The organism is Desulfatiferula olefinivorans, from assembly GCF_054657895.1.
Window position 1 is genome coordinate 29,993 of the sequence record NZ_BAAHXV010000029.1, and the last position, 24,614, is coordinate 54,606.

Here is a 24,614-nt window from a genome sequence, read left to right on the forward strand (position 1 = left end):
ATGAAGACGGTTTATCTCGAAAGCCTGGGCTGCGCCCGGAATCTGGTGGACAGTGAGCACATGCTCGGCCGTCTGGTCAACGAACAGTGGGTTCTGGTCGATGATCCTGCGGCCGCCCGGCTGATCGTGGTCAACACGTGCAGCTTCATTGCCTCGGCCGCCGACGAGTCCATCGATACCATTCTTGCTCTGGCCGAGTACAAGAAGACCGGTCAGTGTGAGCGCCTGGTGGTCACCGGTTGCCTTCCCCAGCGTTACGGCCGGGATATCGTTTTGGCCCTTCCGGAAGTGGATCTTTTCCTGGGGACCGGTGCGGTGCCTGAGATCACCGAATACATCAGGCGTCTTGCGGATTTTCCCGACGAGACCTGCGTTCTTCCCGATCCCAATGCCCTGTCTCCGGACAAGTCCGCCCTGGCCCGGGTGCCGAGCTCGACGCATACGGCCTACCTCAAGATCGCCGAGGGATGCAGCCGTCACTGCACCTACTGCATCATTCCCCGACTCCGTGGACGCTACCGGAGCCGGTCCCGTGAGGATATTCTTTGCGAGGCCCGGGATTTGATCGGCCGCGGAATCCGGGAAATCAACCTGGTGGCGGAGAGCACCACCGACTACGGCCGGGATCTCGATCCCCGGGTGAGCCTTGCCGCCGTCCTCGAGGGGCTGAACGCCCTTCCCGGCGATTTCCGTATACGGCTGCTTTACGCGTATCCCGACACCCTCGATGACGATGTCATCCGGGCGGTGGCCCGTCTGGACAAGGTCTGTCCCTATTTCGACGTTCCCGTTCAGCATGCCGCAGATCCGATCCTCAAGGCCATGGGGCGGGGGTACTCCCGCCGGGATCTTCTGGACCTGTTCGCGCGGATCCGGCGTCTGTGCCCCCAGGCCGCGCTGCGCACCACCCTGATCACCGGGTTTCCCGGCGAACGCGTTCAGGATTTCAACGCCCTGCTGTCGTTTATCAACGAGGTCCGGTTCGACCATCTGGGGGTGTTTACCTATTCGGATGCCGAGGACCTGCCGTCCCACGGCCTTGATGCCAAGGTAACGGAGAAAACCGCTAGGAAGCGGGCGGACCGGATCATGGAGGCCCAGGCCCGTGTCTCCCTTTCCGTTAATCAGGACCATCTGGGGCGAGTCTGCCGGGTGCTGATCGAAGAGGCGCCCGAGCCGGGGCTTTATCTCGGCCGGACAGAGTTCCAGGCCCCGGAGGTGGACGGGATGACCTTTGTCTATGCGGATGACCTGCGCATCGGGGATATGGTCTGGGTGACCATCACCGACGCCCATGAATACGATTTGTCCGGAGAATGCCATGTCGACTGATCTCAAAGATCGGATCAAGGCCCTGGTTGCGGATGACCTTCGCCTGATCGAAGAGGCCCTGGTCGCCCATCTTTCGCCCCATTATCCCCTGGTCGAGTCCATTGCCGGTCACATTCTTTTTGCCGGCGGCAAACGGCTGCGTCCCTTGCTGATGCTGCTTTCCGCACGGATCTGCGGCGATTTTTCCGCTGAAGCCGTCTCGATTTCCGTCCTTTTCGAGTACCTGCATGCCGCCACCCTGATCCACGATGATGTGGTGGATGTGGCGGCCGTTCGCCGCGGGAAGCCGTCGGCCCACACGGTGTTCGGTCCTGCCGAGGCCGTTCTGACCGGTGATTTTCTTTTGGCCCGGTCCCTGTCCCTGGCGGCCCGGACCGGTCTGCCCCGGGTCATCGCCGTCATCGCCAAGATTACCGAGGACATGTCCCAGGGCGAGATTCAGCAGCTGGCCAATAAAGGGCGTCTGGATTTGTCCGAAGCCGAATACATGGACGTCATCGACCGGAAAACCGCCGTGATGATCCGTGGTGCCTGCCTGACCGGCGCCCTCCTTTCCGGGGCCGATCCGGATCGGGAAGCGGCCCTGACCGACTATGGGCAGAGTCTGGGCCTTGCCTTTCAGATGGCCGACGACCTGTTGGATTACACGGCCGACACGGCCACCCTTGGCAAGAACGTCGGTGCCGACCTGCGTGAGGGCAAGCTGACCCTGCCCATCATTTACGCCCTGACCCGAGCCGACCGGGCCGATCGTCTCTGGATGGAGGGTCTCATGGGGACATCTGATCTCGATGTCGAAACCTTTCAGCGTTTTATCCGTTTGCTCGATCATTACGGCGGGCTGTCGTATACCCGCCGCCTGGCCGGAGACCATGTTCGTCGGGCCAAAGCCGCCCTTGAACGGTTTGAGCCGTCCCGGCCGCGTATGATCCTTGAACTTCTTGCGGATTACGCCCTTGTCCGCAACGCCTGATTTCAGAAAGGAGGACCGGTCCTTGACTATTTCCGCACGCATGCTTTCCGCTTTGATTCCGGCCGCCCTGGCGGTTCTTGTTGCCGGTATCACTCAAACGGTTTGGGCCGCACCGGCCGCCTCGACCCAGAGCGTCCGCGTGGTCGGCACGGCGCCCATCGTCGATGAAAACACCTCCGGGGCCAAAGACCAGGCCGTTGCCGCCGCGCTGATTGCGGCCGTCGAAACGGCCCTTTTGTCTGAAATGCCCGGAAAGCTCCTGGTGTCCAATTTTTCTGCGGTCAGTGCACTGGTTCACGACAACACCGACCGCTTTATCCAGGGCTACCGGGTTCTTGCTGAAGCCCGCCTGAACAGCACGTACAAGGTGATGCTCGATGCCACGGTGTCCACGGCCAGAATCAGATCGGGTCTGGTTCAGGCCGGTATTGTGGTTGATCCGGAAAACCGTTACAAGCTGCTTCTGATGGTTTCCGAAAATAATTTTGATGATCTGACGCCCCAGTACTGGTGGGGCGGCGGCATGTCCCATGTGAAAACGGTTTCCGATACCACCCTTACCCAACATCTCGCAAAAAAAGGGTTTGAGGTCCTGGCCCATCGGAAGATCTCCGTGCCGGCTGTTTCAACGGAACGTCCGGGCGATGTGCTGTCCAGGGAACAGGCCCTGGCCCTGGCCCGCTCGGCCGGGGCGGACGTGTTTGTCACGGGAACGGCTCTGGCTGAACAGGCGGCCAACACCATGGGCGACGCCCGGACATTTACCGGACTTGTGACTCTGACCGTCTATCGGAGCGATACCGGCGAGCGCATCGGATCGGTCCTTCAGAAGGCCGTGACGGTACATGACGATGAGGGCCAGGGGGGACGCGAGGCGATCGCCGAAGCCGCCCGACTGGCCGCCGACGATCTGGCCGCCGCCGTCACCACGGCCATGAAAGAAGAGGAAAACAAACCGACCATGATCGAGGTGGTGATCGGCGGGGCCGATTTTCTGATGAACTATCCCGGCCTCAGCCGGAAAATCGCCTCCCTGACCGGTGTCAAACGGGTCAAGCAGCGGGAAAGACAGAAAGACACCGCCACCATCGTCGTGGACTATGTCGGCAACGGCAAGACGCTGGCCAAGGCCCTGATGGCCGAAACCTTCGATACCTTTGGTCTGAGCATCTCCGAGGTTCGCCGGGATCATCTCCGTCTGGACATGGTTTCAACGGCCGGGAATATCATGACCCCCTAGTCATTTTGCTTGACAGGCCCGGTCCTGTTTGCTATTTGTTCGAAACATTTTCACAGGCGCGTAGCTCAGTTGGTAGAGCGCTACCCCGACACGGTAGAAGTCACCAGTTCAAGTCTGGTCGTGCCTACCATGAAAAACAAAAAGGCCCACGGATGTCCGCGGGCCTTTTTTTATTGCGCAGCTCAGGGTGGCACCCCGACCCTTGACGTGCAAAAAACGCCTAAGGGAAAAAAACGAGCCAAGACCCGCCCGCTTGGAGCGGGGTCGTTTTTGGGTTCGGTTTCGTCTGTGTCAAAGTCAGAAAAAGATCAAAGGGCGCGCCTTTTTTTGTCATTTAAAGTCAGGTCAAGATTTTTCGGCAGGTGGCCAGACAGGCGTTTCGGTTTTCGGATAGGATTCGAGCATCCTTCGGGAATCAGTCACGCCATTCGATTTCCGGGTTGCCTTCTGAGTTAATCTATGCCATTCCCCCAATTTGTGGCACAAGATTCCCCCCAATTACCTCAGGACGGCAACCCGGATTTTTTTTGGAAGGATCAGACGCTCCGGTCGCCATCGTCCGCGTCGTTCCGCCCCCCCCGTTTTTCCTGGTGAATCTTCCGGTAATTGTTCGGCGTGGTGTTCATGAATTTGGGAAAGATCCGGTTGAAGGTGCGGACGCTTTCAAATCCGACGTCAAAGGCGATGTCGATGATGTTGGTGTCCTCTTCCCGGAGACGGCGGGCCGCCTCGTTGATCCGAAGCTCGTAGATGTAATCCCCCAGTTTACGACCCGTGTATTTCTTGAACTGTTTGCCCAGGCTGTCCGGGTGAACGCCCACGGTGTTGGCCAGATCCTCCCGGGAAATTTCGTCCAGGTAATTGTCGTTGATGAACTGAATCACGGTCTTGAGCTTTTCCTCGGCCAGGCCGGTAATGGAAACGGCGGGCCGCTTGCTCAGGGTTTTTTCGAGTTTCTCACTGAGCAGGGAGTTTTCGATGATGAAATTTTCAAGGCTTTCGTTGAGGCTTTCCACCTCGTCGGACACGGTGATGAACCGGGTGACCAGAACCAGGGCCGTCCCGGTGTAGAGGAAGATGGCGCCGACGTGAAACACCATGGTTTCGGGGGTGTATCCAAGAAACGAAACGGAGAGGCCGCAGAATTTTTCAAGATACGCGAACCCGTCATGGATGGCGCAAAGCACCACCGTGACGCCGAAAAAACTGAACAGACGGGCATAGGGACTTTTGCGGATCAGGGCGGTGATGTGGCAGGAAAAGTTGTAGAAGCCCACGCAAAGGGCGGAGACGATCAGCAGCAGGCCGTGAAACCGGATTTTATCCGGCGTGGTCAGCACCACGCCGATAAACAGGATCAGAGCCAGGTAGGCCCAGAGCGCCCGTTCAACCGTGACGCGTTTGAAACCGTAGATCCGGTGGAGAAAGATCGGATGGGCCACGTTGAGGGCCACCCAGGCGAACCCCAGCAGAAGGAAACGGAAATCGTTGGACGGATAGACCGGCCAGAGGTTGCAGACTTCCAGCACCACCGGAAGCCCGAAAATCAGTTGAAGGCAATAAAACAGGTATTCCCCGTATTCGGGACGGCGGACAAAGAAAAACAGGAAAATCAGAAGCAGGGCCGCGCCCATGGCGATGGTCACATACCCCATGATGACCTGGGTGTAGGTGTCGCTCGCCCGGTAGCTGTTCCAGCCGGCCGGATCGGTGATGAACAGCTTGCCCCGAATGTCTCCGATGTTGTCATAGCTGACCCTTATCGCCAGCAGATTGTCCGAGGACGGTCGGATGATCCTCTCTGGGATGCGGTAGCTCCGCGGATGGTTCCACATGGAAAATTCATCGGGGGGAAACAGGCCCGTCTCTCCGATGCGCTCGCCGTTGAAAAACGTCTGGTCGGCATTGGCGATGCGTCCGAGAATCAGACCCAGATCCATGAAGGTGAGGGAGTCATGGATTCGAATCCGTTTGCGGAACCAGCATACGCCTTCATGGCGACCGGTGAGGGCGATTTGCCGTTCGATGAAGGAGCCGGGAAGGGTCACGGTTTCCCAGGACGAATCATCAAAATCCGGGTCTTTGTATTCGGGCCGGTCGTCCGCCGACATGGTCCATGATCCGGCCAGATCGATGAAGTCGGCCGGGCGATCCAGCCGGCTGTAGGGATAAAGGAAAAGAAGGGCAACGAAACAAATGGTCAGGGCGGTGAAGCCCGTGGCCGCGACGATGGTCAGAGCACGCCGGTCCAGGCCGGACCACCATTGACGGAGTGAGTTCATCGGTTTTCCTCTATGCGTTTCAGCCTGTGCGACGTTTCGCTGCGGCTGGAATGTGTATTTGTTCAATCAACAGGATGCATGATGATGAACGGCGTTCTGGCCATGGGCAAAAAAAAATCGGATTGAGGCCGGATAAAAGGGGCTTGCGCCGATCGCCTGGGATGTATTAGCATAGACATCCGACAAAAAAAAGGGTCGCCTTTTTAAAAAAATCAATCTTTTAACCCTGGGTCGCGTCAAATGTCGAGACGACGGGCGCGCGCAGGTAATCACATGTGGGGGAACCGCCATGGACATGAACGCCGATACAGCCATTCTCAACCAGCCTCTGACCCTGCCCTGCGGGGCCGTCATCAAAAACCGCATCATGAAATCGGCCATGAGTGAAATCATGGGCGACAAGGGCCACGGGCCCACGCCCGCGCTGTTTCGCCTCTACGAACGATGGGCCCGGGGCGGAACAGGGCTTCTTTTGACCGGCAACGTGATGGTGGACCGGCGGGCCCTGGGCGAACCGAGAAACGTGGTACTCGAAGACGACCGGCATCTGGATGGGCTCCGTCGCTGGGCGGAAAGTGCAACGATCGGCGGCACGCATGCCTGGGTTCAATTGAATCATCCGGGACGACAGTCTCCCGCCTTCCTCTCTCCCGAACCCGTGGCCCCCTCGGCCATTCCCTACACCTCGGACCTGAGGCATGTGTTCAACCCGCCGCGGGAATTGAGTGATGGGGATATTCGGGACATCATCGCCCGGTTCGCAAGGGCGGCGGGCCTTTCCCGGCAGGCCGGGTTTACCGGGGTCCAGATCCACGGGGCACACGGTTATCTGGTCAGCCAGTTCCTGTCCCCCCGGTTCAACCGGCGGACCGACGACTGGGGCGGATCCATCGAAAACCGCATGCGCTTTCTCCTGGAAATCATCCGGGCCGTGCGCATCGAGGTGGGAGCGGATTTTCCCGTATCCGTCAAATTGAACTCGTCGGATTTCAGAAACCGGGGCTTTTCGGAGGACGACGCTCTGGTCGTGATCCGGGCCCTGTCCGCCGAAGGGGTGGATCTGATCGAGATTTCCGGGGGGACCTACGAGGCCCCGGCGATGATGGGCGGAGCCAAAAGCGCCAAGGACGCCCGACCCTTTTTCATCGATTTTGCGGAAAAGGCCGTGGCGGCGGTCGACACCCCCATCGCTCTGACCGGCGGGTTCCGGAACGCGTCGACCATGGCGGACGCGATGACCCATGCCAACATCGCCATGGTGGGCATCGGACGGCCGCTGGTGGTCGATCCCGAGCTGAGCGAAAAGGTGCTGGCCGGAGAGCCCTGGGAAAGCACGGTCCGTCCCCTGACCACGGGCCTTGCCTTTTTGGACCGGGTGACCATGCTGGAAATCACGTGGTACGAAAATCAGATGCGGTATCTGGGCGAGGGCCGTGACCCCAGGCCCCGTGAAAACGTCTATCTCACCGTTTTCCGTATTTTGAAGAATATGGGAGCAATGGCTTTCAAGCGTCGTCGGGCCTGAGAAACGAGGGTGATGCGTCTGCCGGGGGCGACCCAAACAAGCCCCGGCAGACGCATCGGAACAGGGCTGTCAGGCCAGGGCATCCACGAAGGATAGGGCCTTGTTCAGTCGGTCAAGACACAGATCCCTGCCCAGAACATCCATCATTTCGAACATACCCGGGCTGACGTTTTTGCCGGACAGGGCCACACGGACCGGATTGGCAATCTTGCCGAACCCCAGATTCATCTCCTCCATCACGGCCTTGAACGCGTCTTCCAGATTTTTTTCGTCAAAGGCGGCAAGGGGCTCGAGGGCGGCGATGATCCGGCGAAGGATGTCGGCGGCCGGTTCCTTGAAACATTTCTCAACGGCCTTGTCGTCGTAAGCGTCGATGTCCGTGAAATAGAATCGGGCCCCTTCGGCCATTTCCACCAGGGTCTTGCTGCGGGTGACAAGGGTTTTCACGGCCTTTTCCACCTGGCCCATGTCCGTGGGTTCACAGCCGATGCGGGCGAGAAAGGGCATCAGAAGCCGGGCCAGTTCGGCCGGATCCGCCGCCTTGATATGCTCGGCGTTGAGGGCCAGCAGCTTGGTCTGGTCGAACACGCCCGCCGAGCGGCCGATATTTTTCAGGGTGAATTTTTCGATCAGTTCCTTGCGGGTGAAAAATTCCTGGTCACCGTAGGACCAGCCCAGGCGGACCAGGTAGTTGATCATGGCATCGGGGAGTATCCCCATCTCGCGGAATTCGGAGACGGACATGGCGCCGTGGCGCTTGCTGAGGCGGGTCTTGTCGCTGCCCAGAACCATGGGCACATGGCCGTAAACCGGCAGGGGAACGCCCAGGGCCTTGTAAATCATCATCTGCTTGGGGGTGTTGTTCACATGATCGTCGCCCCGGAGCACAAGATTGACGCCCATGGTGATATCGTCCACGGCCACGGCCAGGTTGTAGGTCGGCGAGCCGTCGCTGCGCTGGATGATAAAATCATCGAGTTCGGAATTCTGGAACACGATGGGGCCCTTGACCACATCCTCGATGACGGTGGTGCCGGCAAGGGGCGCCTTGATCCGGACCACGGCGTTTTCAGAACAGGGCAGCCCGCGCTCCCGGCACCGTCCGTCGTAGCGCGGCTTGGCGCCCACGGCCATGGCTTTTTCCCGCATGGCATCGATTTCTTCGGGCGTGCAGGTGCAGTAATAGGCATGACCGGAATCCACCAGTTTTTGGATGTATTCCCGGTACAGGTCGTAGCGGCGGGTCTGAAAAAAGGGGCCCTCGTCCCAGTCGATTTCCAGCCATGTCAGGGCATCGAAAATGGCCTCCACCGATTCCCGGGTCGAGCGGACCGCATCGGTATCTTCGATGCGCAGAATGAATTTTCCCCCGGTGTTTCGGGCATACAGCCAGTTGAAAAGGGCCGTCCGCGCTCCTCCCACATGGAGATACCCCGTGGGGCTCGGCGGAAATCGTGTGATGATCTGATCCATGGGCTTGTCCCTTTTTGGTGTCAAAAACAGTGAAACGGGGGGCTCCCGCTCTGTACACAAAGGGGAAAGCGTCACCCGGGTTTTTATCCAAGCAACCCGCCGGTATTCCCGGCGATTGTGGGTCTCACATAGCATATCGCTTGGTGAATCACAAGAGGTCAAAATCCAACCCGGTGAATATTCTTGACAATCACAAGGAAATAAAATAAATAAGGACGGTTAACGCGACTATTTGAAATTATTCAAATTATTAGACATTTAAAATAGTTAGGAGATTTTTCATGGCAGTACCAAAGAGACGGACCTCCAAATCCGTGGGCCGAAAGAGACGTACCCATCAGAAAACCACCGCACCGAACGTGTCCACCTGCTCCGAATGCGGCGAACCCAAACTCATGCACCACGCCTGCAAGGCATGCGGGAAATACAAGGGCCGCGACGTCCTGTCCGTGGACGAAGATTAGTCCGGGCGCTCTCGATGCCGGTGGGCCGCAGCGCCGCCCCGCATAAGAGACGCACGCTGTTCTTTTCATGACCAAGGTCACAGGAAACACGATGCCGGATCAGGTCAAACGCACGGTGGTCGTCACCGGAGGGTCCCGCGGAATCGGCAGGGCGATATGCCTGGCATTCGCCGAACCCGGTACCGTCGTCTGGTTCAACTACGCATCCGCCTCGGCTGCCGCCGCGGAAACGGAGGATGCCGTTCGCCTCAAAGGCGGTGAGGTCCGAAGCGTCAGGGTCGATGTCCGTTCCGAAGAACAGGTCAAGGCGTTTTTCAAAGCCGTGGTCGATGAAAACGGACGGATCGATGTTCTGGTCAACAACGCCGGGGTCACCCGGGACGGCCTGATCGCACGCATGAAGGAAGCGGACTGGGACCAGGTGATGGACGTGAACCTGAAAGGCGCCTTTCTCTGCGCCAAGACGGCCGCCCGCACCATGATAGGGCAGCATTCCGGCCGGATCATCAACATCACCTCCCTGGTGGGGGTCACCGGTAATGCGGGCCAGGCCAATTACACGGCCGCCAAGGCCGGACTGATCGGACTGACCAAGTCCCTGGCCCGGGAACTGGCCCCGCGACACATCACGGTCAATGCCGTGGCGCCGGGGTTCATCGACACCGATATGACCGGAGCCATAGACGAGGCGGCACGCAGCAGCATTCTCTCACAGATTCCCCTGGGACGGGCCGGTACAGCCGACGACGTTGCCGGGGTGGTCGCATTTCTGGCCTCGGATCGGGCGGCTTACATGACCGGCCAGGTGATCCATGTCAGCGGCGGCATGTATATATAAATGAAGGAGACATACCATGTCGATTGAAGACAAAGTCAAGAAAATCATCGCCCAGAAACTGAAGGTCGGCATCGAAGACGTCGTGCCCGACGCACACTTTGTCAAGGATCTGGGGGCCAATTCCCTGGATATCGTGGAGCTGATCATGTCCATGGAGGACATGTTCGACATCGAAATCGAGGATGACCAGGCCGAAAAACTTCAGACCGTCAAGAACGTGCTGGATTTTCTCGAAACCCGGGTCTGATTCAACCCTGTTTCATCGAAGACACATGATTTGATTTTCAGGGTGGGATCTTCCCGCCCTGTGTTATTTTTGCGGCAGACAGGCTCTGTCTGCGCGATGGGAGTTTCGTCATGACGGACAAGGCACTGTCACTGAGCAGTCCCGTAATCATCGGATGTGACCATGCGGCCTACCTCCTGAAAAACAAGGTGGTCGCGTACCTCGAGGGCCGGGGTCTTGAGGTGACCGATGTGGGAACCCATGGCCCCGAATCGGTCAACTACACCGATTTCGGCAAGGCGGTGGCCTCGGCCGTGTCTGCGGGCAAAAACGAACGCGGCATCCTGATCTGCGGGACGGGCCTGGGCATGTCCATGGTGGCCAACCGCTACCCCAACGTGCGTGCGGCCCTGTGCAGCGAATCCTTTTCCGCCCGGATGAGCCGGCAGCACAACGATGCCAACATTCTGGTCATGGGCGCCCGGGTGATCGGAGAGGCCCTGGCCCTGGATCTGGTTCAGACCTGGCTGGAGACGCCCTTCGACGGAGGGCGTCACCTGGAGCGGATCCGGATGTTCGAAATCCTGTGATTCAGGCGACATGGAGGCGTCGACGGGAATCCGCCGGGTCGACGCCGTGGGCGATCATCCCCGAAGGAATGGCCAAAAACCGTCTGTGACCGTTTTTGCTCTTCCTTTCGGGTTGATCCGGACAATCTAACGAAAAGAACATGGTGAAATGGTGAATTTGAATTATATCAGAAAAGTTGATCCCGACATCGCAGCGGCCATTGAAAACGAAATTGACCGGCAGCAGAACAACCTGGAGCTGATTGCCTCCGAAAACGTGATCAGCGCGGCGGTCATGACGGCCATGGGTTCCGTTCTTTCCAACAAATACGCCGAAGGGTATCCGGGGAAGCGATACTACGGGGGCTGTCACTTTGTCGACGATGTGGAATCCATCGCCATCACGCGGGCCAATGAGGTCTTTGGTTCGATCTACGCCAACGTCCAGGCCCATTCCGGTTCCCAGGCCAACATGGCGGCCCTGTTCGGGCTGGTCAATCCCGGGGAAACCGTGCTCGGCATGGACCTGACCCACGGCGGCCATCTGACCCACGGCAGCCCGGCCAGCTTCTCGGGCAAGCTGTACAATTTCAAACACTACGGCGTCAGCCGGGATACGGGCATGATCGATTTCGACAACGTCCGGGCCCTGGCCGAGGAGCACAGGCCGAAAATGATCGTGGTGGGGGCCAGTTCCTATCCGCGTTTCCTGGACTTCAAAACTTTTTCGGACATTGCCACGTCGGTGGGCGCCTACCTGATGGTGGACATGGCCCACATTGCCGGGCTGATCGCCGGCGGGGTTCATCCCAATCCGGTGCCCTATGCCGATATCGTGACCACCACCACCCACAAGACATTGAGAGGGCCCCGGGGCGGGCTGATCGTCTCCGGCAAGGATCTGACGCCGGTGATCAACAAACAGATTTTTCCCGGCATCCAGGGCGGGCCCCTGATGCACGTGATCGCCGCCAAGGCCATTGCCCTCAAGGAAGCGTCGACCCCCGAATTCAAGACCTACCAGGAAGGTATCGTGAAAAACGCCAAAACCCTGGCCCAGGCCCTCAAGGACCGGGGCTTCGAACTGGTGTCCGGCGGCACGGACAACCACCTGATGCTCATTGACCTGTCCAACCGGCGCATCACCGGCAAAGAAGCCGAACTCGTGCTTGACCGGGCCGGCATCACGGCCAACAAGAACGTGATCCCTTACGACAAACGGGGCCCGGTTGTCACCAGCGGGGTTCGCGTGGGCACGCCGGTTCTGACCACCCGCGGCATGGGTGAGGCGGAAATGCATCTGGTGGCCGACCTGATCCACGACACCATCAAATTCAGGGACAATGACCAGACCCTCGCCGCCATCCGGGAAAAAGTCCGGGATCTCTGCCGGGCCTTTCCCCTGTTCACCGACATGAAAGGATAAACCATGCACCGGAACGCCGATCGCCCGTCCTTTGTCACGTATTTCATGGATATCGCCGAGCTTGTGGCCCGGCGGTCCACCTGTCTGAGGCGGGCTGTGGGCGCGATTCTGGTCAAGGATAAACGGATTCTGTCCACCGGCTACAACGGCGCTCCCTCGGGGGTGCGCCACTGCGCCGAAACCGGATGCCTGCGCGAGCAGCTGAATGTCCCCTCCGGAGAACGGCACGAACTCTGCCGGGGCATCCACGCCGAGCAGAACGCCATCATCCAGGCCGCATACTACGGGGTGTCGATCAAGGGATCCACGCTGTTCTGCACCAATCTTCCCTGCTCTATCTGCGCCAAGATGCTGATCAACGCAGGCATTGAAACCATTTACTACAAATCGGGATATGCCGATGCCCTGTCCGGTGAGATGATGACCGAGGCCGGTCTGGCGGTGATCAAGGTCGACGGCGGTGAGGGGGGAGCGTCATGAAATGTCCATTTTGTTCGGAACTTGACAACAAGGTGATCGATTCCAGGCTCAGCAAGGACGGCCATGTGATCCGCAGGCGCCGGGAATGCCTGGTCTGCGGCCAGCGGTTCACCACCTACGAGCACGTGGAAAAAATCTCCGTCATGATCGTCAAGAAAGACGGACGGCGGGAGGATTTCAACCGGGAGAAGGTCAAGGCGGGCATCTTTCGGGCCTGTGAAAAGCTCGACATCAGCGTGAATGTCATCGAGGATTTTCTCGACGATCTGGAAAGGGATCTGAGGGAAACCGGTGAAAAGGAGATTTCGTCCCAGGTCATCGGCGAGCGGGTGATGAAAAAGCTGCACAACCTGAACGATATCGCCTATGTGCGTTTTGCCTCGGTGTACCGGGAGTTCAAGGATGTCAACGATTTCGTGCAGGAACTCAAAAGCCTTCTGACCACCAAGTAACCCGGACGGCGGCGAAAAGAAAATCGGATGAACGACGAACATTACATGGAAATGGCCCTTGCCCTGGCTGAAAAAGGACGGGGCTACACCTCACCCAACCCCATGGTCGGCGCCGTGGTGGTCCGGGGCGGCGAGGTGGTGGGCCGGGGGTATCACAGGGCCTACGGCGGACCCCATGCGGAGGTTTACGCCATCGACGAGGCCGGTGAAAAGGCCCGGGGCGCCACCCTCTACGTGACCCTCGAACCCTGCAACCACACCGGGAAAACCCCCCCCTGCACGCAAAAGATTCTCGCAGCCGGTATGGCCGAGGTGGTCATGGCCCTGGCCGATCCCAACCCCGTCGCATCCGGGGGCGCCGATGTTTTGAGGGCCGCGGGCGTCACGGTTCGCAGCGGGATCTGCGAAGACAAAGCCCGCAAACAGAACGAAATTTTCATTCATCATGTGACCACCCGGCGGCCCTTCGTGATCGTCAAGTACGCCGCCACCCTGGACGGCCGCATCGCCACCCGCACGGGGGATTCCAAATGGGTGTCCGGCCCCGAATCCCGGGCCTACGTCCATGAGATCCGTCACCTGGTGGACGGGATCCTGGTGGGACTCGGCACGATCCTGGCCGATGACCCCAGCCTGACCACCCGCATCGAGGGCATGCGGGGCCGGGATCCCCGCCGCATCGTCTTGGACAGTCGGCTGAGTATTCCCGAGACGGCCGGGATCTTGCACCTTGACTCCGATTCTGATACCATCGTCGTTTGCGGTCCGATAGACAGGGCGGCCGGAGCGCTTCAGGCGAAGAAAGAACGCCTGACGGCCCGGGGTGTCACGGTGCTCGAATCGCCGCTCGCAGACGGACAAATTGACCTGAACGCCCTGATGGTCAGGCTGGGGGCCATGGGTTTGTCCAGCGTGCTCATCGAAGGGGGCAGCCGGGTCTTGTCCTCGGCCCTGCGGTCCGGAATCGTGAACCGGGTCATCGCCTTTTACGCCCCGAAACTGCTCGGCGGCGACGACGGGGCCCCGGTCTGCCGGGGGCCGGGACCGGAATGGATGAAGGACGCCATCGCCCTCACCCACATGACCGTCCACAGGCGGGGCGAGGATCTGGTGATCGAGGCCGATGCGGCCCGGTCCGAAAGCCAATAGAAGGGGAGCAAGGCAAGCATGTTTACAGGCATCATCGAAGGATTCGGAACCCTGCGGGCCATTCGTCCCGCCGGTCTGGGCTCCCGGTTCACCATCGAAGCCGCGTTTGATCTGACGGCCGTGAAAATCGGGGACAGCATCGCCGTCAACGGGGCCTGCCTGACGGCGGTGAGTCTGAGCGACCGTCGTTTCGAGGTGGATGTGGCACCGGAAACCCTGTCGAAAACCACCTTCGGCGAGGCCCGCATCGGCGACCGGGTCAATCTGGAGAGGGCCCTGCGGCTCTCGGACCGGTTGGACGGCCACCTGGTGTCCGGCCATATCGACGGGGTCGGGGTGATCCGGTCCAAACAGGTGCTGAGCAACGCCGTCATCGTGACCGTCGGCCTTAGCCCTGAGCTTTTGCGGTACATGATCGTCAAGGGATCGGTTGCCATCGACGGAATCAGTCTTACTATTAATAAACTCACTGCGGATGCCGTCGAACTGTCGATCATTCCGCACACGGCCAAGATTACCAGCATCGGATTCAAACAGCCCGGGGACCGGGTGAACGTCGAAACCGATCTGATCGGCAAATATGTGGAAAAGTTTGTGACCGGGCAGGCGTCCGGTTCCGCCGCCCCGCAGGGGACGGCGTCAGGCCTTGATAAGGCGTTTTTATTGAAAGCAGGCTTTCTCTGATCCGCCCAAGGAGAAGGAAAAACCTGTCCGTCAGCCGGCCATGGGCCGGCCCGTTACGTATCTATAGGAGTTTGCACGTCATGCCAATCATTAGCATCGAACAGGCGATCAAAGACATCAAAGAGGGACGCATGGTCATCCTCGTGGATGATGAAGACAGGGAAAACGAAGGCGATCTGACCATGGCCGCCGAAGCCGTCACGCCCGAAGCCGTTAATTTCATGGCCAAATACGGGCGGGGCCTGATCTGCCTGCCCATGTCCGGCGAGATGTGCGACGCCCTGGACCTTCCCCTGATGGTGTCCGACAACACCTCCCAGTTCGGAACCGGCTTCACCGTGTCCATTGAAGCCAAAAAAGGGGTGACCACCGGGATTTCGGCGGCCGATCGGGCCACCACCATCCTTACCGCCATTGCCGACGGAGCCAAACCCTCGGATCTGGCCCGGCCCGGTCATATTTTCCCCCTTCGGGCCCGCAAGGGCGGGGTGATGGTCCGCGTGGGCCAGACCGAAGGCTCCACGGATCTGGCCAAGCTGGCCGGTCTCAAGCCTGCGGCGGTGATCTGTGAAATCATGGACGACGACGGCACCATGGCCCGGATGCCGTCTCTTGAAAAATTCAGTGAAGAACACGGCATCGGCATCTGCACCGTGGCCGACCTGGTCGAATACCGGATGAAAAAGGAATCCTTTGTCCGGGTGGCCGCCGAAACCATGATCCCCACCAAGTTCGGCGGCGAGGTACGGATCATCGCCTATGAAAACGACCTGGACAACCTGACCCACATCGCCCTGGTCAAGGGAGAGATCGATCCGGAAAAACCCGTTCTGGTCCGGGTCCATTCCGAGTGCATGACCGGGGACATCTTCGGGTCCATGAAATGCGACTGTCGGGATCAGCTGCACAAGGCCCTTGAAATGATCGACAAGGAAGGGGCCGGCGTGTTGTTGTATCTGCGCCAGGAAGGCCGGGGGATCGGCCTGGTCAACAAGCTCAAGGCCTACGAACTTCAGCGCCAGGGATACGATACCGTGGAGGCCAACGAAAAACTGGGATTCGACGCCGACATGCGGGACTACGGTGTGGGCGCCCAGATGCTGGTGGACCTCGGCGTACGGAAAATGCGGCTGATGACCAACAACCCCAAGAAGATGATCGGGCTGGAAGGCTACGGTCTGTCCGTGGTCGAGCAGTGCCCCATCGAGGTACCGACCAACAAGCACAACATCGGATATCTGGAATGCAAGAAACTGAAAATGGGCCATATTCTGAAAGTAGAAAAAAAACAGTGATGCGCCTGATCTGATTTAATCCCGTAACAATAAGGACGATAGTATGCCCAATATCATTGAATCCACCCTGAACGCCCAGGGAAAGAAATTCGCCATCGTGGTCAGCCGTTTCAACGACTTCATCACGGAGCGCCTGACCGGCGGGGCCGTGGATGCCCTGGTCCGCAGCGGTGCCGATGACGGCGCCATCGACATCATCAAGGTCCCCGGGGCCTTTGAAATCCCCCTTCTGGCCAAAAAAGCCGTGGCCACGGGGCGTTACGACGCCGTGATCTGTCTGGGCGCCGTGATCCGGGGAGCCACGCCGCATTTTGACTACGTGTGCGCCGAGGTGACCAAAGGGGTGGCCATGGTCAGCATGGAGTCGTCGATCCCCGTGATCTATGGGGTCGTCACCACCGACACCATCGAGCAGGCTATCGAGCGTGCCGGCACCAAGGCCGGAAACAAGGGCTGGGATGCGGCCGTCGCCGCCATCGAAATGGCCAACCTGATGCCGATGGTATAGGGGAGTTCAGATCATATGGGATATCGGCGCAGTTCCCGGGAACTTGCCATGCAGGCTCTTTATTATATCGACATGGGCAAAAATGAGCAGGATCAGGCGTATAAGCTGTTCTGCATCAATTTCGAGCCGTCGGAAGACATCAAGCCCTTTTTTGAGAGCCTGGTTCGGGGCACCTTGGCCCACCTTCCGGCCATTGACCGGAAGATCGAGGCCTTTTCCAGCAACTGGAAACTGTCCCGCATGTCCGGGGTGGATCGGAACGTGATCCGCATCGCCGTGTACGAGCTGATGTTCTGCCCGGACATTCCGGCCAAGGTCACCATCAACGAGGCCATCGATATCGGAAAAAAATACGGCACGGCGGACTCCGGGTCCTTTATCAACGGGGTGCTCGACGCCATTTCCATCGACATCGACAAACAACAATCCACCAAGGCACCATAAGGGAGGTTCCTGTGATCGTCAACGTACTGGTCGTCGGCCCCATCGGCGCAAACTGCATCATTCTCGGCTGTGAAAAAACCCGGAAGGCGGCGGTGGTCGATCCCGGAGACGAGGGGGGCCGGATTCTTTCGGCCCTGACCCGGGACAAGCTGACGCTGGAATATATCATCAACACCCATGGTCACTTCGACCATGTGGGGGCCAACCGTCGCCTGAAAGAAGCGACCGGCGCCCAGATTCTCATTCACGCCAAAGACGCCCCCATGCTCGGTCATCTCAGGGAAATGGCCATGTCCTTCGGCATGCGCATGGACAATTCGCCTCCGGCCGACCGGCTGCTCAACGACGGCGACGTGATCACCTTCGGCGAGCAGAGCCTTAAGGTTCTCCATACCCCCGGCCATTCACCGGGAGGCATCGCCCTTGCGGCCGAGGACTTCGTCATTGCCGGCGATACCCTGTTCCAGGGGTCCATTGGACGGACGGATCTCCCCGGCGGGGATTTCAACACCCTGATCACCAGCATCAGGACCAAGCTGTTTCCCTTAGGGGATACGATGAAGGTCTACACCGGCCACGGTCCGGCCACCCTCATCGGCAGTGAGAAACGCTTCAATCCCTTTCTGCAGTAAACCAAAACGGGCACGCGCTGTTCATGTGAACGATGAAACAACGCGTGCCCGTTATTTTTATCGACGGATGGCCGAGAGAATCGGGGTGTTGAGCACCAGGGACGAGGACTCGTCCGACCGGTCGATGTCCAGGCTGATGCCCCTGGTGTCGATTTCGAAATAGCGTGAAATCACCTCGATGATGTCGTGTTTCAGGGAATCCAGCACCTCGTCGGAGACCTCCAGGTTGTCATAGACGATGGCGAATTTCAGCCGTTTTTTGGCCGCCTGGCTGCTGGTCGTTTTCGTGCCGCGTAATTTCTGTATCAAATCGTTGAACATCCTCTCCCCCTTATCTGCTTAAACCGATTCTGCGACCGAATTTTTTGAACAGGCCTCCGGGCGTGCGCGGGATTTCGATGGGCAGGTCGGGCTGACCGTTCAACCGTTTGGCGATGCGTGAAAAGGCCGTCCCGGCTTTGGACTCCTTGTTCATGACCAGGGGGGCTCCGGTGTTGGTGGACACGATGACCTGGTCGTCCATTTCCACCAGGCCGATCAGATCCACCGACAGCACATCCACCACATCCTCGTGGCTGAGCATGTCGCCCTTTTCCACCATGGCCGGGATGATGCGGTTGACAATCAGTTTGGGGGTGATGTTTTTGGCGTACAGAAGGCCGATGATGCGGTCCGCATCACGAATCGACGACACCTCGGGGGTGCAGATGACCACGGCCTGGTCGGCACCCGCCACGGCGTTTTCGAACCCCTGCTCGATCCCGGCCGGGCAGTCCATCAGAACAAAATCAAATTCTTTTTTCAGTTCCTTGCAGACCTCTTTCATCTGGTCGGGGGTCAGGGAGTTTTTGTTGTCGCTCTGGGAGGCCGGAATCAGGAACAGGTTGTCGATCCGACGGTCCTTGATGGCGGCCTGGCCGACGCGGCATTTGCCGCGGACCACGTCCACGATGTTGAAGACCACCCGGTTTTCAAGGCCCATGACCACATCCAGGTTCCGGAGGCCGATATCCATGTCCACCACCGCAACCTTCTTTCCTTCCCGGGCCAGGGCCGCTCCGATGGACGCCGTGGCCGTGGTTTTTCCCACACCGCCTTTTCCCGATGTTATCACTATGACTTTTCCGTCCACATTGCACCTCGTTTGATGTCGGGCCGAGGAAACAGGCCCTTTGTTATCGTTCTTCCAGAACCGGCAGTTTTCCGAAAGGATTTGCCGTCAGGTAATTGTCCACCACGATGGCGCCGTTTTCCACGTAGGCGTATTCGATTTTCTTTCCGGGGGATGCGGCCATGCCGGCGGCCACCCGTGCGGCGATCTGAACCTGGGTGGGGCGGAAATCCAGGGCCAGGATAATGGCCTTTTCCCCGGTACTCTGACCGGCAATGGCCGTGCCGCAAAGGCTGCCGAGTATCAGGATGTCTCCGCCGGCGGTGACCTCGCCGCCGGGGTTGACGTCACCCAGAATGATCAGGTGGTGGGCGGCGTCCACCCGCTGGCCGGATCGAACGCGCCCGGCCATCACTTTCACGTCTCCCATATCTTCCTCGTCCGGCGCGACCCCGTTTTCCGTCATGGCATCGGGCCCGGCCTGTTTTTCGATTATGATTTTTCTGAACACGTCCCGGACGCCGAAACGGTCTTTCAAAAACGAGCCAAGCCGTTCGATCAGATCCTGAGGCGTATCGGATGTGCCCCCGTCCACGGCAACACTGGCCCCGCGGGCAAGACGGCGGAGATTGACAAACAACGCTTCCGTCTGATTTTCGATGATGTCGTAGGGCTGATCCGAATCCAGCAGCAGCGTGAATCCGTCTCGGCTGCCCCGCAGTTTGACTGTTTTAATGGGATGCCTGTCCGCGTCAATGGTCATGGGTTGTCCTGTTGATCCAATCATCGTGATGAAGTCCGGGGATGATACCCACATTGACCGTGAAACTCAACAGGAAAGTGAGCGTGCGGGGCTCACGACAGATCGTTGAGCTCTTCGGACAGAATCAGGGCCTCGGCGATGCTGCGCATGGACTTCCGGGAGTCCATGCTGCGCCTGCGCATCCATTTGAAGGCATCCTCTCCGGTGATGTTCTTTCGGGTCATCAGGATCTCCTTGGCCTTTTCGACGAGCTTTCGGGTTTCCAGTTCTTCACGGATCACCTGGGCGTCAAACATCAGCTTGGTGTTGAAGATCGCCACCGCCGCCTGGTTGGCCACGGCGGTGATCAGGTTGATTTCGGCTTCGGTGAAGTCGTGGGGCCGGGTGGTGAAGCAGTTGATCACGCCGATGACATTGTCGTCCTGGACCTGCATGGGCACGCTGACCATGGACACCAGGCCCAGCTTTCGGGCCATGTCCTTTTCCTTGAACCGGGGTTCTTCCAGCACGTTTTTTACGATCAGCGGTTTGGTGTGGGTGGCCACAAAGCCCACGACCCCCTCATCCATGCTCAGGCTGCGATCCTTGACGTACTCGTGCTCGATGGCCTGGGTGGTTTTCAGGCGCAGAATCTTTCCGTTTTTCGTTTCCTCGATCAGCCACAGAGAGCAGACTTCAGCTTCGGTGACCTTGGCCGTGACCATTACGATCAGCTTGAGGATGTCTTCCAGATATCGATCCGAGGTGATGGCCCGGCTGATTTCCATGAGGGCGTTGAAGTATTTTTCAAAAACTTCAGGGTTGTGCTCTTCCATCCAAAGGCTCCCGGCGAGGGGTTTATGTTCTTGGTCAACCTCGATTTCAATCAGGCCTATCTATAAAATAAAACAAGGGAATTTTCAAGACAAAGCCCGTGAAAAACATTGCGGATTCTCATCATTCGATGGTAAAAATCATCCATCGGCTTTATGATGCCATTCTATGATTGACCCTTATTCACCACCCAAGAGAATAAACGCCGGAACGAACTCCGATGAAGGTTTTGATCGGGCTCGATAGGTGTATCCCGTCACCGCAATGGTAAGGAGAATAAAATGAAAAGATCCGCCGTTTTGTCGTCGATTTCGGTTTTGATGACGGCCTGCATGATCGGGGCAACCTCGTTTTCGGCCCAGGCCGGAGAGATGGGCTTGGATTTGTCGTCCGAGCGATTATTTTCAAAATGGGTTTTGCCGGACGTTGAGTTCGATGCGTCCATGGTCCCGGCCGCGGCTCCGGCGAACACGTCCGGCCGTCGGAAGCCGGATATGGGTTCCGCTCACATGGTTCTGGGTTACGGCACCCTGGCCCTGGCCCTGGCCGCCGCCGTGTCAAGTTCAAACGAGGATGTCCATGAGCCGCTGGGTTATGCCGCCGCCACGGCGGCTACCGCAACCTGTGTGTCGGGGTTTTTGGAGTACAGTGATTATTTTGACCTCGAAGAGGGATGGTCTGCCTATAATGTTCATATCGTCTCCGGAGTGGCTGCCACGGCGGGATTTATCATCACGGCCGTTCTCGGCGCGGATGGGGAAAAACATGGGGGGATCGGCGCCGGCTCCACCGTCCTGATGTGTGTGCCCATCATCAGCCTGAAGTGGTAGAATTCACGCCGGCAAGTCGATTTCGATGGGCCATGACCAGACGGATCTCACCGTAGGAAACAGAGTCCCCCAGCCGTTCTCTGACGGTTTTGAGCGATCCGGGGGAGGCGTCGGACCGGGCCAGTTCGGCGGCGATGGCGGATCGCTTTTCTTCAGGCATCAGTGCATCGATGGAAAGAAGCCCCTGTTCGATGAAATGGCTGAGATGGCCCAGGATGGTGTTTTCCGTCAATCCCCGTTCCCGGGCAACGGCTTCGACGGGTTGGCCCTGTTGAAACATCGCGAGGCTGAGCTGTCGGGTATCCCCATCGGCCGTTGGGGCCGCGCTGGCCCTTGCCGGACCCACGCCCTGGGTCCTGCGGTATCGAATCACCTCATCGAGCAGATCCCGGGCATAAAGGCCCAAGGTTTTTTTACCCATGCCGCGGAGGGCCGACAGGGCCTTACGGGTGTCGGGCAGTGCGATGGCGATCTGGATCAGGACCCTTAAGGGGATGATCTGGTGGGGCTGGACCTTCATCTCGGCGGCCTTGCGTTCACGCCAGTCCTTGAGTGCCCGGTAGAGGGCGGGATGGGCGATATCCGATTCAAGGGGTTGGGCGGGGGGCGGCGTGGAGCGCGGCGTTTCGGAGGTCAGGGCGGCCCGGGAAAGACTCCTCAGGTAGCGGGCCGGGGAAAATTCGGGTTCGCAGGACTGGATGCCCGCCCGTTTGAGGGCCACCTCGGTTTTCAACAGATCCAGCGTCCGGCCCAGGGTGCGTCGGAGATCCTGGTTATCCGTTTCCACCGTGACGCCCCGCATCAGGTCACGGAATATCGTGTCGATGGTTTCCGTAAACCAGACCCGGGCCTTGGCCACCCGCTCTCGGATGTAGTCATCGGATCCGGGCAGATCGCCTGTGGAAAAACGGGCGGCCAGCTGCCGGCCAAACCGCTCACCCACACGGACAAGCTCGCCGAAGGCCCGTTCAGCCAGGGCCGCGGGATCGGGAATGCCTGAAATCAGAACCCGGTCCTTCCGGTTTGTGGCGGCCCGGAGCAGGGTGTGGAGATGTCTGGACAGGGGGGTGAAGTCGAAACAGGCCAGCAGGAGACTCTGTTCATAGGCCCGACGGGCGTCCCGGAGCTGCTGTTCGGTGGGGGGATCGCTCCGGACCCGATTCATGAACGTCGACACGGCCCCGTCGGTGTCAATGCCCCGCTCGGGCACCCGTGAACTGAACACCATGCCCTCGAAGGTCCGGCATCGGCTGAGGGCGACGTAGACCTGTCCGTGGGTGAAGGCGGCCGCGGCATCGATGACGGCCTTGTCAAAGGTCAGACCCTGGCTTTTGTGGATAGTGATGGCCCAGGCCAGTTTTAACGGGAACTGGGTGAAGCTGCCGATGATCGTTTCCTCGATTTCACCGGTTTCCTCGTTGGGTGTGTAACGAATATTTTCCCAGGAAACCCGCTCGAGTTCCACGTCGTCGATGTCCTCACAGCGAACCCGGACACTCTGGTCCGAGATGGCGGCGACCCGGCCGATTTTTCCGTTGAAATAAAGCCGGTCCGGGGAGGGATCGTTGCGGAGAAACATCACCTGGGCGCCGATTTTCAGCGGCAAAAGATCCATGGTGGGAAAATTCGCCGGGGGGAATTCGCCCAGAATGTCCGCATCGAGTACCCGGAGATCTCCGTCCAGGGCCTCAAGTCGCGCCTGGTTGATGGCTTCGGCGTTCCGGTTGTGGGTGGTGAGGGTGATGAATCCCTGATCGTCCGACGGAGAAAAACCCGTGATGACGCGCCGGTTCAGCGTCGCCGCATCGGAGGGACCAAGCCGGTTGTCACGGACCCGGTTGAGCAGCCTGATAAAAGCCTCATCGCTCTGCCGGTAAATTTTTTCAAGCTCGATGGTGAACAGCTGTGCGTTCTGAAGCGCCAGGCTGCCGAAAAAAAACAGGGTCCCGTAATGGGGCCGAAGGATTTCCCAGTCTTCGGGACGGACCACCGGAGGCAGCTGGTACAGATCGCCGATCATCAGAAGCTGAACCCCGCCGAAGGGGGCCGGGTTGTTTCGATGGTATCGGAGGGCTTCGTCCACGGCGTCGAGCACATCGGCCCGGACCATGCTGATTTCATCGATGACCAGAAGATCGAGGCAGCGGATGATCTGTTTTTTCATCCGGTTGATGCGGAAAAGGCTTTCCCGTGCCGACGAGGAGGTCATGCCCGGTACCCGGGGGCCCAGGGGGATCTGAAAAAAAGAGTGAAGGGTCACCCCGCCGGCGTTGATGGCCGCCACACCGGTGGGGGCCGTCACGATCATCCGTTTGGATGATTTTTTTTTCAACGTCTTGAGAAACGTGGTTTTCCCGGTACCGGCCTTGCCGGTCAGAAACACATGGTGTCCGGTGTGTTCGATGAAATTCCAGGCCAGCGCCTGCCGGGGGTTGTCCGTGGGGTCGCCGTGCATCACGGTGTTTTTCTCCTCAAAGGGGGTGATAATCATCGCATGATCCGACCCTTTCTATACAAGGATACCGCCGTTGTCACAACAGGGGATTTTCATGAAGGGCGACAAACCGAAGCCTTGCCGATGAAAACGGTAACGGTATACCTGCCTGGGTTTTCATTTCGACAGCAATACCTATTCTTTGAGAAGAACCGGAGGATGCGTTGGAATCGCCCACAATGGGTGCGGGGAACCATGAGACAAACAGGGCCATCCGTCGGGGAGGGCCCTGTTGAGGTCATGGGATCAGCAGGGGCAGGCTGAGGGGCTTGCGTGTTCGAGGAGCAAATCCGGCTCGGAGCAGGCTTTCCTGATGAGGGTCCGGCCTTCGTCCACTTCGGACTTTCTCGTGATCACGCCGCCATCGATCTGAAAAATGACCTTTTCCACTTTCCATTTGATTTCACCGTATTTCATGATCCGCCTCCTGTCATGGGTTTCTGCCGTGTCGCGCTCTTGTACCTTACATCGGCCATCCTCGTCAGAACTTTAATTTCAAAAGGGACATGCAAACTATACAACATCTTTTCTTTACACATTCAAGACCCCTCTGCTATGGTGATGGACAAGTTTTATGAACCCCTATCGATCAGCCAGGAGGATACGCCGTC

26 protein-coding genes and 1 tRNA gene are annotated in these 24,614 nt (G+C 58.8%); 20 read left to right on the forward strand and 7 right to left on the reverse strand.

Annotated features, from left to right (window positions below; all coding sequences use genetic code 11):
• The 4 genes from rimO to ACYQ11_RS17030 all read left to right on the forward strand — a co-directional run bounded on the left by rimO (position 1) and on the right by ACYQ11_RS17030 (position 3,675).
• Complete coding sequence (rimO, locus tag ACYQ11_RS17015) at positions 1 to 1,332, forward strand: 30S ribosomal protein S12 methylthiotransferase RimO (protein ID WP_459925015.1); 1,332 nt, start codon at positions 1 to 3, stop codon at positions 1,330 to 1,332.
• Positions 1,322 to 2,305, forward strand: coding sequence for a polyprenyl synthetase family protein (locus tag ACYQ11_RS17020; RefSeq protein WP_459925016.1), 984 nt, complete (start codon positions 1,322 to 1,324; stop codon positions 2,303 to 2,305). The genes rimO and ACYQ11_RS17020 overlap by 11 nt, the downstream gene beginning before the upstream one ends.
• Before the next feature lie 22 nt (positions 2,306 to 2,327).
• On the forward strand, positions 2,328 to 3,545 hold the full coding sequence (locus ACYQ11_RS17025; RefSeq protein ID WP_459925017.1) for a hypothetical protein: 1,218 nt from the start codon (positions 2,328 to 2,330) through the stop codon (positions 3,543 to 3,545).
• 54 nt (positions 3,546 to 3,599) lie between these two features.
• Positions 3,600 to 3,675 (forward strand) — tRNA-Val (locus tag ACYQ11_RS17030).
• A gap of 406 nt (positions 3,676 to 4,081) precedes the next feature.
• Here ACYQ11_RS17030 and ACYQ11_RS17035 read toward each other — a convergent pair.
• The gene (locus tag ACYQ11_RS17035) at positions 4,082 to 5,827 is read right to left on the reverse strand and encodes a helix-turn-helix transcriptional regulator (RefSeq protein WP_459925018.1); all 1,746 of its coding nucleotides are present in this window, start codon (positions 5,825 to 5,827) and stop codon (positions 4,082 to 4,084) included.
• A 295-nt stretch (positions 5,828 to 6,122) separates the two neighbouring features.
• Between ACYQ11_RS17035 and ACYQ11_RS17040 the strand changes: the two genes are divergently transcribed.
• On the forward strand, positions 6,123 to 7,352 hold the full coding sequence (locus tag ACYQ11_RS17040; RefSeq protein ID WP_459925019.1) for an NADH:flavin oxidoreductase/NADH oxidase family protein: 1,230 nt from the start codon (positions 6,123 to 6,125) through the stop codon (positions 7,350 to 7,352).
• Between the two features lie 69 nt (positions 7,353 to 7,421).
• On the opposite strand, the gene gltX is transcribed toward ACYQ11_RS17040, so the two are convergent.
• Positions 7,422 to 8,825, reverse strand: coding sequence for a glutamate--tRNA ligase (gene gltX, locus ACYQ11_RS17045; RefSeq protein ID WP_459925020.1), 1,404 nt, complete (start codon positions 8,823 to 8,825; stop codon positions 7,422 to 7,424).
• Between the two features lie 281 nt (positions 8,826 to 9,106).
• Between gltX and rpmF the strand changes: the two genes are divergently transcribed.
• The 13 genes from rpmF (at position 9,107) to ACYQ11_RS17110 (ending at position 17,992) form a co-directional block, all read left to right on the forward strand.
• Complete coding sequence (rpmF, locus tag ACYQ11_RS17050) at positions 9,107 to 9,289, forward strand: 50S ribosomal protein L32 (protein WP_459925021.1); 183 nt, start codon at positions 9,107 to 9,109, stop codon at positions 9,287 to 9,289.
• 91 nt (positions 9,290 to 9,380) lie between these two features.
• On the forward strand, positions 9,381 to 10,127 hold the full coding sequence (fabG, locus tag ACYQ11_RS17055; RefSeq protein WP_459925022.1) for a 3-oxoacyl-[acyl-carrier-protein] reductase: 747 nt from the start codon (positions 9,381 to 9,383) through the stop codon (positions 10,125 to 10,127).
• Between the two features lie 16 nt (positions 10,128 to 10,143).
• Positions 10,144 to 10,374, forward strand: coding sequence for an acyl carrier protein (gene acpP, locus ACYQ11_RS17060; RefSeq protein ID WP_459925023.1), 231 nt, complete (start codon positions 10,144 to 10,146; stop codon positions 10,372 to 10,374).
• 110 nt (positions 10,375 to 10,484) lie between these two features.
• A complete protein-coding gene (rpiB, locus tag ACYQ11_RS17065) occupies positions 10,485 to 10,943 on the forward strand; it encodes a ribose 5-phosphate isomerase B (RefSeq protein ID WP_459925024.1) in 459 nt (152 codons plus the stop codon).
• A 151-nt stretch (positions 10,944 to 11,094) separates the two neighbouring features.
• Positions 11,095 to 12,348, forward strand: a complete 1,254-nt coding sequence (locus ACYQ11_RS17070; RefSeq protein ID WP_459925040.1) for a serine hydroxymethyltransferase — start codon at positions 11,095 to 11,097, stop codon at positions 12,346 to 12,348.
• A 3-nt stretch (positions 12,349 to 12,351) separates the two neighbouring features.
• On the forward strand, positions 12,352 to 12,828 hold the full coding sequence (locus ACYQ11_RS17075; RefSeq protein WP_459925025.1) for a deoxycytidylate deaminase: 477 nt from the start codon (positions 12,352 to 12,354) through the stop codon (positions 12,826 to 12,828).
• Positions 12,825 to 13,280, forward strand: a complete 456-nt coding sequence (nrdR, locus tag ACYQ11_RS17080; protein ID WP_459925026.1) for a transcriptional regulator NrdR — start codon at positions 12,825 to 12,827, stop codon at positions 13,278 to 13,280. The genes ACYQ11_RS17075 and nrdR overlap by 4 nt, the downstream gene beginning before the upstream one ends.
• 27 nt (positions 13,281 to 13,307) lie before the next feature.
• On the forward strand, positions 13,308 to 14,429 hold the full coding sequence (gene ribD / locus ACYQ11_RS17085) for a bifunctional diaminohydroxyphosphoribosylaminopyrimidine deaminase/5-amino-6-(5-phosphoribosylamino)uracil reductase RibD (protein WP_459925027.1): 1,122 nt from the start codon (positions 13,308 to 13,310) through the stop codon (positions 14,427 to 14,429).
• Positions 14,430 to 14,447: 18 nt separating this feature from the next.
• Positions 14,448 to 15,113, forward strand: coding sequence for a riboflavin synthase (locus ACYQ11_RS17090; protein ID WP_459925028.1), 666 nt, complete (start codon positions 14,448 to 14,450; stop codon positions 15,111 to 15,113).
• Positions 15,114 to 15,193: 80 nt separating this feature from the next.
• On the forward strand, positions 15,194 to 16,408 hold the full coding sequence (locus ACYQ11_RS17095) for a bifunctional 3,4-dihydroxy-2-butanone-4-phosphate synthase/GTP cyclohydrolase II (RefSeq protein WP_459925029.1): 1,215 nt from the start codon (positions 15,194 to 15,196) through the stop codon (positions 16,406 to 16,408).
• Positions 16,409 to 16,451: 43 nt separating this feature from the next.
• Entirely contained in the window at positions 16,452 to 16,916 is a 465-nt protein-coding gene (ribH, locus tag ACYQ11_RS17100; protein WP_459925030.1) for a 6,7-dimethyl-8-ribityllumazine synthase, read from the forward strand.
• A 15-nt stretch (positions 16,917 to 16,931) separates the two neighbouring features.
• Complete coding sequence (gene nusB / locus ACYQ11_RS17105; protein ID WP_459925031.1) at positions 16,932 to 17,360, forward strand: transcription antitermination factor NusB; 429 nt, start codon at positions 16,932 to 16,934, stop codon at positions 17,358 to 17,360.
• A gap of 11 nt (positions 17,361 to 17,371) precedes the next feature.
• The gene (locus ACYQ11_RS17110; protein WP_459925032.1) at positions 17,372 to 17,992 is read left to right on the forward strand and encodes an MBL fold metallo-hydrolase; all 621 of its coding nucleotides are present in this window, start codon (positions 17,372 to 17,374) and stop codon (positions 17,990 to 17,992) included.
• 57 nt (positions 17,993 to 18,049) lie between these two features.
• Here ACYQ11_RS17110 and minE read toward each other — a convergent pair whose 3' ends face one another.
• The 4 genes from minE to ACYQ11_RS17130 all read right to left on the reverse strand — a co-directional run bounded on the left by minE (position 18,050) and on the right by ACYQ11_RS17130 (position 20,681).
• Positions 18,050 to 18,313: a cell division topological specificity factor MinE gene (gene minE / locus ACYQ11_RS17115; protein ID WP_459925033.1), complete on the reverse strand. Its 264-nt coding sequence runs from the start codon at positions 18,311 to 18,313 to the stop codon at positions 18,050 to 18,052.
• Between the two features lie 10 nt (positions 18,314 to 18,323).
• Positions 18,324 to 19,124 (reverse strand): septum site-determining protein MinD, encoded by an 801-nt coding sequence (gene minD / locus ACYQ11_RS17120; RefSeq protein ID WP_459925034.1) that lies wholly within the window; start codon positions 19,122 to 19,124, stop codon positions 18,324 to 18,326.
• Positions 19,125 to 19,167: 43 nt separating this feature from the next.
• Positions 19,168 to 19,866 carry a septum site-determining protein MinC gene (locus ACYQ11_RS17125; RefSeq protein WP_459925035.1) on the reverse strand — a complete coding sequence of 233 codons (699 nt, stop codon included), beginning with the start codon at positions 19,864 to 19,866 and terminating at the stop codon, positions 19,168 to 19,170.
• A 92-nt stretch (positions 19,867 to 19,958) separates the two neighbouring features.
• The gene (locus tag ACYQ11_RS17130; RefSeq protein WP_459925036.1) at positions 19,959 to 20,681 is read right to left on the reverse strand and encodes a GAF domain-containing protein; all 723 of its coding nucleotides are present in this window, start codon (positions 20,679 to 20,681) and stop codon (positions 19,959 to 19,961) included.
• 279 nt (positions 20,682 to 20,960) lie between these two features.
• On the opposite strand from ACYQ11_RS17130, the gene ACYQ11_RS17135 reads away from it, so the two are divergent.
• Positions 20,961 to 21,509, forward strand: a complete 549-nt coding sequence (locus tag ACYQ11_RS17135; RefSeq protein ID WP_459925037.1) for a hypothetical protein — start codon at positions 20,961 to 20,963, stop codon at positions 21,507 to 21,509.
• On the opposite strand, the gene ACYQ11_RS17140 is transcribed toward ACYQ11_RS17135, so the two are convergent.
• Positions 21,493 to 24,000, reverse strand: coding sequence for a helix-turn-helix domain-containing protein (locus tag ACYQ11_RS17140; protein WP_459925038.1), 2,508 nt, complete (start codon positions 23,998 to 24,000; stop codon positions 21,493 to 21,495). The two genes, ACYQ11_RS17135 and ACYQ11_RS17140, sit on opposite strands and share 17 nt — an antisense overlap.
• Positions 24,001 to 24,276: 276 nt before the next feature.
• On the opposite strand from ACYQ11_RS17140, the gene ACYQ11_RS17145 reads away from it, so the two are divergent.
• Positions 24,277 to 24,614, forward strand: a 338-nt coding sequence (locus ACYQ11_RS17145; RefSeq protein WP_459925039.1) for a hypothetical protein, incomplete at its 3' end; no start/stop codon positions are given.

What these genes read in the sequence shown, in the direction of transcription:
- rimO (WP_459925015.1), top strand. Translation starts at nt 1, where the DNA reads ATGAAGACGGTTTATCTCGAAAGCCTGGGCTGCGCCCGGAATCTGGTG.
- ACYQ11_RS17020 (WP_459925016.1), top strand. Translation starts at nt 1,322, where the DNA reads ATGTCGACTGATCTCAAAGATCGGATCAAGGCCCTGGTTGCGGATGAC.
- ACYQ11_RS17035 (WP_459925018.1), bottom strand. Translation starts at nt 5,827, where the DNA reads ATGAACTCACTCCGTCAATGGTGGTCCGGCCTGGACCGGCGTGCTCTG.
- ACYQ11_RS17040 (WP_459925019.1), top strand. Translation starts at nt 6,123, where the DNA reads ATGAACGCCGATACAGCCATTCTCAACCAGCCTCTGACCCTGCCCTGC.
- gltX (WP_459925020.1), bottom strand. Translation starts at nt 8,825, where the DNA reads ATGGATCAGATCATCACACGATTTCCGCCGAGCCCCACGGGGTATCTC.
- rpmF (WP_459925021.1), top strand. Translation starts at nt 9,107, where the DNA reads ATGGCAGTACCAAAGAGACGGACCTCCAAATCCGTGGGCCGAAAGAGA.
- fabG (WP_459925022.1), top strand. Translation starts at nt 9,381, where the DNA reads ATGCCGGATCAGGTCAAACGCACGGTGGTCGTCACCGGAGGGTCCCGC.
- acpP (WP_459925023.1), top strand. Translation starts at nt 10,144, where the DNA reads ATGTCGATTGAAGACAAAGTCAAGAAAATCATCGCCCAGAAACTGAAG.
- rpiB (WP_459925024.1), top strand. Translation starts at nt 10,485, where the DNA reads ATGACGGACAAGGCACTGTCACTGAGCAGTCCCGTAATCATCGGATGT.
- ACYQ11_RS17075 (WP_459925025.1), top strand. Translation starts at nt 12,352, where the DNA reads ATGCACCGGAACGCCGATCGCCCGTCCTTTGTCACGTATTTCATGGAT.
- nrdR (WP_459925026.1), top strand. Translation starts at nt 12,825, where the DNA reads ATGAAATGTCCATTTTGTTCGGAACTTGACAACAAGGTGATCGATTCC.
- ribD (WP_459925027.1), top strand. Translation starts at nt 13,308, where the DNA reads ATGAACGACGAACATTACATGGAAATGGCCCTTGCCCTGGCTGAAAAA.
- ACYQ11_RS17090 (WP_459925028.1), top strand. Translation starts at nt 14,448, where the DNA reads ATGTTTACAGGCATCATCGAAGGATTCGGAACCCTGCGGGCCATTCGT.
- ACYQ11_RS17095 (WP_459925029.1), top strand. Translation starts at nt 15,194, where the DNA reads ATGCCAATCATTAGCATCGAACAGGCGATCAAAGACATCAAAGAGGGA.
- ribH (WP_459925030.1), top strand. Translation starts at nt 16,452, where the DNA reads ATGCCCAATATCATTGAATCCACCCTGAACGCCCAGGGAAAGAAATTC.
- nusB (WP_459925031.1), top strand. Translation starts at nt 16,932, where the DNA reads ATGGGATATCGGCGCAGTTCCCGGGAACTTGCCATGCAGGCTCTTTAT.
- minE (WP_459925033.1), bottom strand. Translation starts at nt 18,313, where the DNA reads ATGTTCAACGATTTGATACAGAAATTACGCGGCACGAAAACGACCAGC.
- ACYQ11_RS17125 (WP_459925035.1), bottom strand. Translation starts at nt 19,866, where the DNA reads ATGACCATTGACGCGGACAGGCATCCCATTAAAACAGTCAAACTGCGG.
- ACYQ11_RS17130 (WP_459925036.1), bottom strand. Translation starts at nt 20,681, where the DNA reads ATGGAAGAGCACAACCCTGAAGTTTTTGAAAAATACTTCAACGCCCTC.
- ACYQ11_RS17135 (WP_459925037.1), top strand. Translation starts at nt 20,961, where the DNA reads ATGAAAAGATCCGCCGTTTTGTCGTCGATTTCGGTTTTGATGACGGCC.
- ACYQ11_RS17140 (WP_459925038.1), bottom strand. Translation starts at nt 24,000, where the DNA reads ATGATTATCACCCCCTTTGAGGAGAAAAACACCGTGATGCACGGCGAC.